This window comes from Streptomyces sp. NPDC057307 (genome assembly GCF_042667665.1).
GTDB lineage: Bacteria > Actinomycetota > Actinomycetes > Streptomycetales > Streptomycetaceae > Streptomyces.
Window position 1 is genome coordinate 11850 of record NZ_JBHUZM010000069.1, and the last position, 13465, is coordinate 25314.

Below are 13465 nucleotides of genomic sequence, written 5' to 3' on the forward strand. Positions count from 1 at the left end.
TCGGTCATCGATGGATCATCGATCGGTTACCGACCTATCGCGACAGCTCAGCGACCGATCATTGTCGATCGGGCGCCCCAGCGGCGATGAGACCCGCCACGAGCACCCCACGCGGTGCCCGTGGCAATGGACACATCACTGTGCCATGGGAAGAACATGGCACTTCAGGGCGTTTTCGCCTGTATATGGGAGGCGGCATGACAGAGACGGCGAGCGGTCCGACGGCACGAGGTTCCCGCACCAAGGGAGCCAAGGGCGGTAAGGGCCTGCGTATCGAGCGAATCCACACGACCCCCGGCGTGCATCCGTACGACGAGGTGGTCTGGGAGCGCCGGGACGTCGTCATGACCAATTGGCGCGACGGCTCGGTCAACTTCGACCAGCGTGGCGTCGAGTTCCCCGGCTTCTGGTCGGTGAACGCGGTCAACATCGTCACCAGCAAGTACTTCCGCGGGGCTGTCGGCACGCCGCAGCGCGAGACGAGCCTGAAGCAGCTCATCGACCGGATCGTGAAGACGTACCGCAAGGCGGGCGAGGACAACGCGTACTTCGCCTCGCCGGCCGACGCGGAGATCTTCGAGCACGAGCTGGCGTACGCCCTCCTGCACCAGGTCTTCAGCTTCAACTCGCCGGTGTGGTTCAACGTGGGCACGCCCCAGCCCCAACAGGTCTCGGCCTGCTTCATCCTGGCCGTCGACGACTCCATGGAGTCGATCCTCGACTGGTACAAGGAAGAGGGCATGATCTTCAAGGGCGGTTCCGGCGCCGGCCTGAACCTCTCCCGGATCCGTTCCTCCAAGGAGCTTCTCTCCTCCGGCGGCAACGCCTCGGGTCCTGTCTCCTTCATGCGCGGTGCCGACGCCTCCGCCGGAACGATCAAGTCCGGCGGCGCCACGCGCCGCGCGGCCAAGATGGTCATCCTCGACGTCGACCACCCCGACATCGAGAACTTCATCGAGACCAAGGTGAAGGAAGAGGAGAAGATCCGCGCCCTGCGTGACGCGGGCTTCGACATGGACCTGGGCGGCGACGACATCACGTCCGTCCAGTACCAGAACGCCAACAACTCGGTCCGGGTGAACGACGAGTTCATGAAAGCCGTCGAGGCGGGCGGCAAGTTCGGGCTGCGCGCCCGGATGACCGGCGACGTCATCGAAGAAGTCGAGGCGAAGTCCCTCTTCCGCAAGATGGCCGAGGCCGCGTGGGCCTGCGCCGACCCCGGCATTCAGTACGACGACACGATCAACCAGTGGCACACCTGCCCGGAATCAGGCCGGATCAACGGCTCGAACCCGTGCAGCGAGTACATGCACCTGGACAACACGTCGTGCAATCTGGCCTCGCTGAACCTCATGAAGTTCCTCAAGGACGACGCCAAGGGAAACCAGTCGTTCGAGATCGACCGTTTCTCCAAGGTCGTCGAACTGGTCATCACGGCGATGGACATCTCCATCTGCTTCGCCGACTTCCCGACCCAGAAGATCGGCGAGAACACCCGCGCCTTCCGTCAGTTGGGCATCGGCTACGCCAACCTCGGCGCCCTGCTGATGGCGACGGGCCACGCGTACGACAGTGACGGCGGCCGCGCGCTCGCCGGCGCCATCACCTCGCTGATGACCAGCACGTCGTACAAGCGCTCCGCCGAACTGGCCTCGGTCGTCGGTCCCTACGACGGCTACGCGCGCAACGCCGAGCCGCACCAGCGCGTCATGAAGCAGCACGCGGACGCCAACAGCGCGGCCGTGCACGTCGACGACCTGGACGGCCCGATCTGGGCGGCGGCCACCGAGGCTTGGCAGGACGTCATCCGTCTCGGCGCCAAGAACGGTTTCCGCAACGCGCAGGCGTCGGTCATCGCGCCCACCGGCACCATCGGTCTCGCGATGTCCTGCGACACCACCGGCCTGGAACCCGACCTCGCGCTGGTCAAGTTCAAGAAGCTGGTCGGCGGCGGCTCGATGCAGATCGTCAACGGCACGGTGCCGCAGGCCCTGCGCCGCCTGGGCTACCAGGAGGAGCAGATCGAGGCGGTCGTCGCCCACATCGCCGAGAACGGCAATGTGATCGACGCGCCCGGCCTCAAGCCCGAGCACTACTCGGTCTTCGACTGCGCGATGGGCGAGCGTTCCATCTCCGCGATGGGCCACGTCCGGATGATGGCCGCGATCCAGCCCTGGATCTCCGGCGCGCTCTCCAAGACGGTGAACCTGCCGGAGACGGCCACGGTCGAGGACGTCGAAGAGGTCTACTTCAAGGCGTGGAAGCTCGGCGTCAAGGCGCTGGCGATCTACCGCGACAACTGCAAGGTCGGCCAGCCCCTCTCCGCGAAGAAGAAGGAGCAGGTCGCGGAGAAGGCCGAGGACACCATCCGCCAGGCGGTGGAGAAGGTCGTCGAGTACCGCCCGGTCCGGATGCGCCTGCCCAAGGGCCGTCCCGGCATCACCACGTCCTTCACGGTGGGCGGCGCCGAGGGTTACATGACGGCGAACTCCTACCCGGACGACGGGCTCGGCGAGGTCTTCCTGAAGATGTCCAAGCAGGGGTCGACCCTCGCGGGCATGATGGACGCCTTCTCGATCGCGGTGTCGGTGGGACTTCAGTACGGCGTCCCGCTGGAGACGTACGTCTCGAAGTTCACCAACATGCGCTTCGAGCCGGCCGGTATGACGGACGACCCGGACGTGCGCCTCGCCCAGTCGATCGTGGACTACATCTTCCGGCGGCTGGCGCTCGACTTCCTTCCGTTCGAGACGCGCTCGGCCCTCGGGATCCACTCGGCCGACGAGCGTCAGCGTCACCTGGAGACCGGCTCGTACGAGCCGTCCATGGACGACGAGGAGGGAATGGACGTCGAGAGCCTGGCGCAGTCGGCACCGCGCCATGTCGAGCCCCTGAAGGCGGTGCCGGTCGCGACGTCGAAGGCCGCCGAGACGCCGGCGCCCAAGCAGGCACACACCTCCGCGGAGCTCGTGGAGATGCAGCTCGGCATCAGCGCCGACGCGCCGCTCTGCTTCTCCTGCGGTACGAAGATGCAGCGGGCCGGGTCCTGCTACATCTGCGAGGGCTGCGGTTCGACGAGCGGCTGCAGCTGAGACCGGGGGAGTGACTCCCGTTCCGCGGTACAGGGCCTGAAGGGAGGGGCGTCGGCATGGTGCCGGCGCCCCTCTCCCTGTGTCCGGGGCCTCCGCCTCGCGTCTACGCCGGACGGGCTTCAGGCGACCCGGTCCAGGCGACCCGGTTCGGACGGCCCGTTTCAGACGGCCCGGTGGGCCGTCGTCGTCACACCCCGCCCATCTGCTCCGTGAACTCCTGCGGGTCGGCGGCGTCGAAGCCCCGGAGCACCGGGCGGAAGTCCCACGTACCCGACTCGTCCCTGGTGAACTCGGCGATCGTCGCCGCCGTCGCCCCCGGGACCTCGGCGAAGTCGCTCGCCGTCAGCTCCGCGAGACCCTCGAGCACACGGACGCCCGGCCCCGATATGTCGGCGAACGTCCTGCGGCCCTCGCGCTGCTGGATGACGACCCCCACCACCACGCGCACATAGTCCGAGCCCAGCCGGTCGAGCTCCAGTGTCATCACCTCGTCGGAGCCGAATCCCTGGCCCGTGCGGCTCTCCCTCTCCAGGATGATCGTCCCGTCGGGAGAGCGGCTGTCGAAGTGCACCAGATACGTCGGCCGGTCGCCGGGCGCGTCCGAGGTGTACGTCGCGGCCACGATGTCCAGGTCGTGCGGCGGCCGGCCCAGCGGGCTCGGATCCCATTTGAGGGTGACCTCGACCTTTTCGACGCCCCTGTTGAGACTGCTGCTCACCGGTCATCCCTCCGTACGTCCAATACCTCTGTACACAAGGCTAGTCCGCGCGACCGACAACACACCGCCGGTACCGGCCAGTTGCACGTCACTTGGCCATGACTCGCCACGAATCCCCTCCCGGAGGAACGGCTCTGAGCAGGCTGCCCGGAGCGTGACCTGGGCCACGTTCGGCCCCGTACGATGGCGCGGTGCTGGTCAAGTGGATTCGCTGCACGGTGACGGACCGACGTGGTTTCGAACGGGGGCAGCGGAAATGGGCGGGGCTGCTCGGTGAGCCGGGATTCCGGGGACAGGGCGGGGGGTGGAGCAGGGGGCGGCCGGGTGTGGCGCACGTCTTCGCGTTCTGGGAGAGCCGGGCCTTCTACGACTCCTTCATGGCGCGCTCCCACGACCGGCTGGCCGCCGCGCAGTCGGGCACGTTCAGGGACGCCCAGGCCAAGCTTTTCGACTACCGCTTCGATGTGAAGACGGGTTTCGAGCCGAGGTTCACCGACGCCGACGTGGTGCGGGTCGCGCACTGCAAGGTGCACGAGGACCGCGCCGAGCACTTCGCGCTGATGCAGGAGAAGGTGTGGAATCCGGCGATGGCCGGTTCGCCGGGGATGGTACGCGGAGTGTTCGGGGACGCGCCGGGCAACGAGTTCCTGGTGCTCTCGATGTGGCAGTCGGCCGCCGAGCACGGCAAGTACCGGATCGAGCGTGTGGAACGGCTCTCGCTGCGCGCGCAGACCGCCGCGGACGTGGCGGCGCTGGCGGGCGACGTCGTCCAGCTCGAACCGGGCTGGACGGTGTGACGGAGCGGGTGACAGGGCGTGTGAGGGCGCGTCGATCGGGAGGCGTACGGCGCGACGCCGGGGGCCGCCGCCCGGTCCGGAGCCGCGCGATCTAGGGTCGACCCATGGTGAGACCGCGACGCATCGTCCTAGTCCGGCACGGCGAGTCGGAGGGCAACGCCGACGACACGGTGTACGAACGTGAGCCCGACCATGCCCTGGGGCTCACCGAGACCGGCCGGCGCCAGGCCGAGGAGACGGGCGCACGACTGCGCGAGGTGTTCGGCCGCGAGCGCGTGAGCGTATACGTGTCGCCGTACCGCCGCACCCACGAGACGTTCCGCGCCTTCGGCCTCGACCCGGAGCTGGTGCGGGTACGCGAGGAGCCCCGCCTGCGCGAACAGGACTGGGGCAACTGGCAGGACCACGAGGACGTACGCCTCCAGAAGGAGTACCGCGACGCCTACGGGCACTTCTTCTACCGCTTCGCCCAGGGCGAGTCCGGCGCCGACGTGTACGACCGGGTCGGCGCCTTTCTGGAGAGTCTGCACCGGAGCTTCGAGGCGGCCGACCATCCCGCGAACGTGCTGCTGATCACCCACGGCCTGACCATGCGACTTTTCTGCATGCGCTGGTTCCACTGGTCCGTCGCCGAGTTCGAGTCGCTGTCCAACCCCTGCAACGGGGAGTCCCGGACACTGCTGCTCGGCGACGACGGCCGGTACAGGCTGGACCGGCCGTTCGAGCGCTGGCGCACCCCGGAGCCGTACGGCATCACCGGTTAGGGTGAGGGGGCGATGACCGCTGACACCACACCCCCTCCGTCCGACCCGCGCTTCCGGCGCGCCCTGGCCAGCCTGCGCGGGCTGTCCGTAGGAGACGCGCTCGGCTCACAGTTCTTCGTCCCCGTGAACTATCCGCTGCTGAAGCGGCGCGAACTGCCGCCCGGCCCGTGGCAGTGGACGGACGACACCGAGATGGCCACCTCGGTCCTGGCCGTCCTCGCCGTCCACGGACGCGTCGACCAGGACGCCCTCGCCCACTCCTTCGCCACGCACCACGACTTCGACCGCGGTTACGGCCCCGCGGTGAACCGCATGCTCCGGCTGGTCCGGGAAGGCGGCCACTGGCGGGAGCTGGCCGCGGGACTCTTCAACGGCCAGGGCTCCTGGGGCAACGGAGCCGCCATGCGTATCGCACCGCTCGGTGCCTGGTACGCGGACGACCCCGAGCAGGCCACGCACCAGGCCGAGATCTCCGCGTACACGACCCATCAGCACCGTGAGGCCGTGGCGGGCGCGATGGCGGTGGCCGCCGCGACCGCCATCGCCGCGGGCTCGGCCGGACCGCCCGCCCCGAAGGACCTGCTCGACGGAGTCGTCGCGCTCGTGCCCCGCAGCGCCGTGGGAGCCGGGCTGCGCCGGGCGCGGGACATGCTCGACTACGACGACGCCGGCACGGTCGCCGCGGTGCTCGGCAGCGGACGGCGTACGACGGCGCATGACACCGTCCCGTTCGCGCTCTGGTCGGCGGCCCGTTCGCTCGGCGACTTCGAGCAGGCGTTCTGGAACACGGCGCAGGTGGGCGGCGACGTCGATACCAACTGCGCCATCGTCGGGGGAGTGGTGGCCGCGGTGAGCGCCGGGGCACCCCCGGCGCCATGGGTGGAGCAGACGGAGGCACTGCCCGACTGGCTGCCGGCCGGCCAGCGGTAGGGACGTAGGGGTGTGGCGCCGCCACCCTCCGAGACGTCGCTCTCCTTCTGAGGAGTCACTCCCGCGCGCCTCTTGAGGAGGCGCGCCCGCCGCTACTGTCACGGTCCCGCCACAGACTCGCTCCGGCGGAAGCGCTCCCGCCGCACGGCGCTAGCCTCGCCCCATGCCGCCTCGTTGATCATCGACGGGCGTGCGCCTACGTGAGCCCGGGATCCAGCGCCGACCTGTTGCCGTGCGCATGGCACCGGGCGGTGAGGGGGGCTCGTGTCAGACACGCCGTCGAATTCGAACGAGGAACCGGAACGGATACCGGCATCGGCACCGGACGGGGATCCGGAGCCGAGGTCACCGCGGGAAGCCGCCGCGGAGCGGGACGTCCAGGACGCGGTGCCGCAGTCGAGCGCCGTACCGACGCCTGCGGGAGTTCCCGCGCACACGGGTGCCCAGGCGCGCGCCGGAGGGGCGGGGCAGACGCGCCCGGCGGCCCACCGGCCCGCACCGGCGCACACCCGACGTCGACCGCGGGAGCCGATACCGACCGACTGGCGGCAGTGGCAGCAGCCGCAGCACGATCCTCCCGCCTGGATCGGTGAGATCGGCTCCGACGAGCCGGCGCGCATCAGCGTCGCCACCTTGTGGTGCGTCGCCGTCACCGGCCTGCTCAGCGCACTGCTGCTCGGCGACGGACTCGGGCTCAACCTGCTGATCGTGACCGTGCCCGCCGCGCTCGCCGCGTACTTCGCCGCGCGTGACGCCGGACGGCGACCGCGCCCGTGGACCCTGGTCTGGGCCGTCGGCGGCGTCGCGTCGCTCTCCGTCCCCGCCCTGCGCGACGCGGGCTGGCCGACGTTCCTCGCCGTGACATCCGCGCTGGCGCTCGGTTCGCTCGCCCTGCACGGCTGCCGCACCTGGCTCGGCGTCATTCTCGGCCCGTTGGGGCTGTTCGGTTCGCTCGGCACCGGCGTGTTCTGGGGTCTGAAAGGTGTGCGCGAGCGCGCCGAGGGCTCACGCGGGCGCTGGGCACCCGTCCTCCGTACGGCGGCGGTCGCCGCCGTACTGCTGATCGTGTTCGGCGCGCTCTTCGCGAGCGCCGACGCCGCCTTCGCCGATCTGCTGGGCACTCTGACGCCCGACGTCTCGGTCGCCGACGGACCGTGGCGCACGGTGCTCTTCGTGCTCGGCCTCGTCGGGGCACTCGCCGCCGCGCACACGGCGGCGGCGCCGCTGCACTGGGACCGGATCACGGTACGGCCCGGCGCCGCGCGCGGCCGCGTCGAGTGGGCGCTGCCGCTGATCGTGCTCAACCTGCTCTTCGCCGTGTTCATCGGGGTTCAGCTGACCGTGCTGTTCGGCGGTTACGACAAGGTCCTGAGCGAGACCGGTCTGACGTACTCCGAGTACGCAACACAAGGCTTCTGGCAGCTCCTCGGTGCCACCCTCCTCACCCTGGTCGTGATCGGTCTCGCGCGGCGCTGGGCGCCGCGCGACGGCGCCCGGGACCGCACGCTCGTGAGCGCCGTGCTCGGTGTTCTCTGCGTCCTGACGCTGGTCGTCGTCGCGTCCGCGCTGCGCCGTATGGACCTGTACGTGGACGCGTACGGGCTGACCCGGCTGCGTGTCTCGGTGGCGGCGATGGAGCTGTGGCTCGGGATCGTGATCGTCCTGATCATGGCCGCCGGCGTGTTCGGCGGGCGCTGGCTGCCGCGCGCCGTGGCCGTCAGCGGTGCGGCGGGCGTGCTGATCTTCGGTCTGATCTCGCCGGACGCGCTCGTCGCGGAGCGGAACGTCGAGCGCTACCGGACCTCCGACAAGATCGACATCAACTACTTCCAGCAGCTCTCCGCCGACGCCGTACCGGCACTCGACACGCTTCCCGAGCCGTTGCGCTCCTGCGCCCTGGAGGGCATCGAGCGGGATCTGGGCGACTCGGACGAACCGTGGTACGCGACCAGTTGGGGTGAGTCGAAGGCGAGGGACATCCTCGACAAGCGTCCGATCGATCCTCAGTGGGAGGAGTGCTCGTCGATGAACCTGCGTAACGATTCGGGCGGCGAGCGCGACCCGTACGACGAGGGGCGCACCGGCGACGGCTACTGACGCACGTCCCGCCCAGGCTGTCCCGCCCCTTCCCGCCCCTTCCCGCCCCTTCCCGCCCGGGTCGGCCGGTCCGGGTGTACGTCTCCGCCTCCCGTACGTCTCCACCTCCTACGTACGGGACGTCCTCCCCCGGGGACGTCCCGTACGCGTCTACGCCCCAGGCCCGGCCGCGCTCGCCTTGCCGCTGAGCGCCTCCAGGTCGCTCTTGCGCACGCGTACCACCAGCGTCGCCGTCAGCAGTGCCAGGATCACCATGCCCACGGCTGCCGTGAAGGCGGTCGAGATGCCCTGCGTCAGCACCTCGTGGCCCCAACGCCCCGGCATCTCGTGGGTCGTGGCGAACTGTGCCTTCTCGGCCGGTGACGCCTGCGCCATGAAGGAGGGCAGTTGCTTCTCGGCCTCGTTGCGGCTGGCCGTACCGAAGACCGTGACCAGGATGGACAGCCCCAGCGAACCGCCCACCTGCTGGCTCGCGTTGAGGAGTCCCGACGCGGCGCCCGCCTCGTGCTGGGCGACCCCGGAGACGGCCGTCAGTGTGAGGGTGACGAAGTTGAGCCCCATGCCGAAGCCGAAGATCACCATCGGGCCGAGCACACCGCTCAGATACGAGCTGTCCGAGCTGATCAGCGTCAGCCAGACGAGTCCCAGGCCCGTGGTGGTCGAGCCGACGACCATGAACGGCTTCGGGCCGAGCACCGGCAACAGCCGCTGCGAGATCCCCGCTCCCAGGCCGATCGCGAGGGTCACGGGCAGGAACGCGAGGCCGGACTGGATGGGGCTGTAGTCGAGCACGTTCTGCACGAACAGCACGATGAAGAAGAACATCCCGAACATGGCAGCGGCCAGGCTCAGCATGATGACGTAGGTGCCCGACCTGTTCCGGTCGGCGAACATCCTGAGCGGAATGATCGGTTCCTTCGCCCGCGACTCGACGAGGGCGAAGGCGGCGAGCAGGATGACGGCCGCCGCGAACGATCCGACGGTGAGCGGGTCGCGCCAGCCCTCCTCCGAGGCCCGGATGAATCCGTAGACGAGCGAGGCCATGCCCAGGGTGGACGTCGCGGCGCCGGAGAGGTCGAAGCGGCCGGGGTGGCGCTTGGACTCGCTGATGTACATCGGTGCCAGGACGGCGATCAGCACGCCGATCGGCACATTGACGAAGAACACCCAGCGCCAGTCGAGCCATTCGGTGAGCATCCCGCCGGCCAGCAGACCGATCGCGCCACCGCCCGCCGAGACGGCGGCGAAGACTCCGAACGCCCTGTTCCGCGCGGGTCCCTCGGGGAACGTCGTGGTGATGAGGGCGAGCGAGGTGGGTGAGGCGATGGCCCCGCCGACCCCCTGGAGCGCTCGGGCGGCGAGGAGCTGCCAGGGCTCCTGTGCGAAACCACCCAGGAGCGAGGCGAAGGTGAAGAGCAGGATGCCGGCCATGAAGACGCGGCGGCGGCCGAGGATGTCGCCCGCGCGGCCACCGAGCAGCAGCAGGCCGCCGAAGGTGAGCGTGTACGCGCTCAGCACCCAGGAGAGGTCCGTGGTGGAGAAACTGAGGGCATCCTGGATGTGCGGGAGCGCGATGTTCACAATTGTCGCGTCGAGTACGACCATGAGTTGACAGGCCGCGATGACGGTCAGCGCGATGCCGGGCCGTCCCTCGCGGCGAGCCGCACCCGGTTCGCGTGCCGCTTCCAGTTGAGAGGTTGTCACTACGGGTCCCCCAAGTGAATTAGTGAACGGATGCGTTCACTGTGTCGTCCACGGTAGTGAGTCCCCGTCAGTGAACGCAACCGTTCACTGTGGCTGCCGACTGAATCTTTGCCCGATGGAGAACTTGCTGATGGTTACTTCACGCTCGGCGGCCACCGCTCGGTCGCGGACGGTGGTGCCGCGACGTCGCGGGCCGGTGCTGGAACGCGCGATCCTCGACGCCGCGTTGGAGCAATTGAGCACGGTGGGCTGGAACGGCCTGACGATGGAGGGCGTCGCCGCGGAGGCGCAGACCGGCAAGGCCGCGGTCTACCGGCGCTGGCCTTCCAAGGAGGATCTCGTCGCCGACGCGCTGGCGGCGGGGCTCCCCTCGCTCGACGACGCGCCCGATCTCGGTGGAGTCCGCGACGACCTCTACGCGTTGACCCGGCTGGTCCGGGACGCGATGTACTCCCGGCCCGGATGGGCGCTCCGTGCGGTCCTGCACGAATGCGACAAGTCGTCCTCCGGGCGTTTCCAGGCGCTGATCATGAGCGGCGTGATCGAGCCGTCGGCCAACCTGTTCGGCGAGGTCGTGCACCGGGGTATCCGGCGTGGTGACGTGCGGCCCGACGCCACCGGCTCGCTCGTCTTCGACGTCATCCCGGCGTTGCTGATGTACCGGTCGAAGGTGCGCGACAGCGAATGGCCCGACGAGGAGATCGCTCAGCTCATCGATCAGGTCGTGCTGCCGATGCTCCGGCCGCCCTCGGACTGACGGCGGGGACCGGCGGCGGACGGCCTTACGCCGGCGGCGTGTTGGGGCTTACGGCGCGTCGCGGCGACGGGTGGCGCCGGGCGTCGCGTCCGGCCGGGGGAGCCCGGGGTGTCGCGCGCGGGAGCGGCGGCGTAACCTTGGCTGCGCCATGCCGTACGAACCACCCACCCACGCCGTAGAGCGATCGCTCCGCGCCACCACCGGTGCCAAGATCATCGCTGGTGTCGACGAGGTCGGACGCGGTGCGTGGGCGGGTCCGGTGACGGTCTGCGCGGCCGTCACGGGTCTGCGCAGGGCCCCCGTCGGACTCACCGACTCCAAGCTGATCACCCCCAAGCGCCGTGCCGAGATGGCGCTGGAGCTCGAGTCGTGGGTGATCTCGCACGCCATAGGACACGCCTCGCCGGAGGAGATCGACGACCTCGGGATGACCGCGGCACTCCGTCTCGCCGCCGAACGGGCCCTGGACGCGCTGCCGGTGCGGCCCGACGCCGTGATCCTCGACGGCAAGCACGACTACCTCGGCAAGCCCTGGCGGGTCAGGACGGTCATCAAGGGCGACATCTCCTGTGTCTCGGTGGCCGCCGCCTCGGTGCTCGCCAAGGTGCGCAGGGACGCGATGATGGCCGAACTGGGCACCACGTCCGAGGAGTGCGACGGTTTCGCCTTCCACGCCAACGCGGGATACCCCTCGCCGGTGCACAAGGCGGCGCTGGCGGAACGGGGGCCGACCTCGCACCACAGGCTCTCGTGGTCCTATCTCGACGCGCTGCCGCGGTGGCGCCATCTCAAGAAGGTCCGTATCTCCGCCCAGGCGGAGCTGCTGGAGAGCGAGGGCCAGCTCGGCTTCGACTTCTGATCCGAACGACCTGACCGAACGACCGCCCCGGAGCGACCTGTTCCGAACGGTCCGACGTGACCGGCCTCGCCGGTTCCGGCGGATACGGCCCGCGCACCGCCCCGGCCGTACTCGCCAAGCGAAACAAATGGCACAGATGTGCCCACCCGCCGGTGACTTGCGCGTCGGCGTTTGATAGACATCCACTCATGCCTCTCATCCCCGAGGAGCCTCAGATTCACGAGAGCGCCCAGGGTCCCCGCGCCACTCCGGCCACCGGCCGTACCGCGTCGACCCCCCGTCCTGTACCCGGTCCGCGTCCCCGTCCCGTTCCCGGGCCGCGGTCCGCGGCCACACCACGCCCCGGACATCCGGGTCGCGGTCCCGCGAGGCCCGAGCCGTCGGAGCGCTCGCAGGTCCCCGCCGAACGGCCCGTCGAGGCCCCGGAGGAGACCCGTTCCGTCCCTCAGATCCAGCTGATCCCCGCCTCGGTGGACGGTGCGTTGGACGCCGCCGAGGAGGCGGTCGACCTGCTGCTGGACTCCGGTCGCGCGCCGGGCGACATCCTCGTGCTCACCACGGGCGAACAGCACCCGTGGGCCACGCACGAACTGTCCTTCGGTGAGAACTCCTACTGGGAGCAGCACGACACGGGCGAGGACGTGTTCTTCGCCGACGCCTCGGCCGTGGACCGCGCGAAGGCGCGCCCCGTGGTCGTCGTCGCGCTCAACGGCGACGACGACACCGTCGAGCGGGTACTGCCGACGGCGCGGGAGCGGGCCGTCGCGCTGCTCGTCGTGTGCGGTGACCCGCAGCGGGTCAACTCCGTGCTCGGCGCGGGCGTCTGACCCGGATTTCACCGAGTGGTGGGCCAGGACCCCGGTCCTGGTCCCGGCCGCTCATGACCCGGCTGCCCCGCGTGGGCGGCCGGGCCGAACTCCGCGGACACGACGGGTCAGCGGGCCGCCGCGCGCCGCAGCGCTTCCACCCCGCCGCCCCCGGACCGCAGGGGTGAGGGGGCGGGGTCGGACACCGTCTCGGCGAGACTTTCGGGCGCCGACTCGGAGTTGGGCCGGCGGCCGCCCCGGCCCTCGCCCAACACCTGCCAGCCGCCACGCGTCAAGGTGATGTACGCGCCGCAGCGCAGACCGTGCAGTGTGCAGGCGTCCCGCAGCCCCCACATCCAGGCCCCGTCCTCCTCCGTCCAGCGCTCGTCGCCGTCGCGGCAGTAGAGGAGTACGGCGGTGCGCACCGGCGTACGGCGGCGCAGATCGTGCGGGATGACCCGGCGCAGATGCGCCAGCAGGGCGTTGCGGAACTCCCAGCCGTCGACCGGCGCCGCCCGTGGGGCGAACGAAGCGCTGGCGGCGAGACGTTCCTCGTGGTCCAGGACGGCGACGACGGCGGTCGCCGGGGTCGGCCGATGCCGGGAGTGCAGACCGCTGACGACCTCGCGGGGGTTACTGAGCAGGGGTATGCCGGCGGCCGCCCATTCGGCGGGCTCGAGCATCCTGGCGAGGCGGGTGACGGAATCGGCTGTCGTGATCGATGAGGCTGCGGACGGAGCGAATCCGAAGGTCACGTTCCTCCCTTCGCATACGCGCCCACAGTGCGGGCAGGGTCGGGTGAGGCGCGCCGGGGCACAGTCCGTCCGGACCGCGAACGGTCCGACCGTGCGGGGGGCATCTCCAATTCTTGCGGGCACTGGGGCAGGCGGCAACGAGCAATTGGCGCTGCTGACCGGAATGAGCGGGAATGGCGCTCATAT

11 protein-coding genes are annotated in these 13465 nt (G+C 70.0%); 8 read left to right on the forward strand and 3 right to left on the reverse strand.

The genetic code is table 11. From position 1 onward, the window contains the following. The first annotated feature begins 197 nt into the window (after nt 1-197). A complete protein-coding gene (locus ACFUN8_RS22475; protein WP_383640429.1) occupies nt 198-3092 on the forward strand; it encodes a vitamin B12-dependent ribonucleotide reductase in 2895 nt (964 codons plus the stop codon). Nucleotides 3093-3279: 187 nt separating this feature from the next. Here the strand turns inward: ACFUN8_RS22475 and ACFUN8_RS22480 are convergent, their stop codons facing one another. Next, entirely contained in the window at nt 3280-3810 is a 531-nt protein-coding gene (locus ACFUN8_RS22480; protein ID WP_383640432.1) for a TerD family protein, read from the reverse strand. Nucleotides 3811-4001: 191 nt separating this feature from the next. Here ACFUN8_RS22480 and ACFUN8_RS22485 point away from each other — a divergent pair, with 191 nt between their 5' ends. From ACFUN8_RS22485 to ACFUN8_RS22500, 4 genes are all read left to right on the forward strand, one after another. Next, nucleotides 4002-4607: a YdbC family protein gene (locus ACFUN8_RS22485; RefSeq protein WP_382569116.1), complete on the forward strand. Its 606-nt coding sequence runs from the start codon at nt 4002-4004 to the stop codon at nt 4605-4607. A 104-nt stretch (nt 4608-4711) separates the two neighbouring features. Further along, nucleotides 4712-5371 carry a histidine phosphatase family protein gene (locus ACFUN8_RS22490; protein WP_383640435.1) on the forward strand — a complete coding sequence of 220 codons (660 nt, stop codon included), beginning with the start codon at nt 4712-4714 and terminating at the stop codon, nt 5369-5371. 12 nt (nt 5372-5383) lie between these two features. Beyond that, nucleotides 5384-6301: an ADP-ribosylglycohydrolase family protein gene (locus tag ACFUN8_RS22495; protein WP_383640438.1), complete on the forward strand. Its 918-nt coding sequence runs from the start codon at nt 5384-5386 to the stop codon at nt 6299-6301. 264 nt (nt 6302-6565) lie between these two features. Further along, entirely contained in the window at nt 6566-8398 is a 1833-nt protein-coding gene (locus ACFUN8_RS22500) for a DUF4153 domain-containing protein (RefSeq protein ID WP_383640441.1), read from the forward strand. Between the two features lie 150 nt (nt 8399-8548). Here the strand turns inward: ACFUN8_RS22500 and ACFUN8_RS22505 are convergent, their stop codons facing one another. Next, complete coding sequence (locus ACFUN8_RS22505; protein ID WP_383640444.1) at nt 8549-10102, reverse strand: MFS transporter; 1554 nt, start codon at nt 10100-10102, stop codon at nt 8549-8551. Nucleotides 10103-10232: 130 nt separating this feature from the next. On the opposite strand from ACFUN8_RS22505, the gene ACFUN8_RS22510 reads away from it, so the two are divergent. From ACFUN8_RS22510 to ACFUN8_RS22520, 3 genes are all read left to right on the forward strand, one after another. Continuing rightward, on the forward strand, nt 10233-10859 hold the full coding sequence (locus tag ACFUN8_RS22510) for a TetR/AcrR family transcriptional regulator (protein WP_383640447.1): 627 nt from the start codon (nt 10233-10235) through the stop codon (nt 10857-10859). A gap of 148 nt (nt 10860-11007) precedes the next feature. Next, nucleotides 11008-11718: a ribonuclease HII gene (locus tag ACFUN8_RS22515; protein ID WP_383640449.1), complete on the forward strand. Its 711-nt coding sequence runs from the start codon at nt 11008-11010 to the stop codon at nt 11716-11718. A 188-nt stretch (nt 11719-11906) separates the two neighbouring features. After that, nucleotides 11907-12545, forward strand: coding sequence for a hypothetical protein (locus ACFUN8_RS22520; RefSeq protein ID WP_383640452.1), 639 nt, complete (start codon nt 11907-11909; stop codon nt 12543-12545). A 107-nt stretch (nt 12546-12652) separates the two neighbouring features. Here the strand turns inward: ACFUN8_RS22520 and ACFUN8_RS22525 are convergent, their stop codons facing one another. Then, nucleotides 12653-13279: a hypothetical protein gene (locus ACFUN8_RS22525; protein WP_383640455.1), complete on the reverse strand. Its 627-nt coding sequence runs from the start codon at nt 13277-13279 to the stop codon at nt 12653-12655. Between the last annotated feature and the right edge of the window lie 186 nt (nt 13280-13465).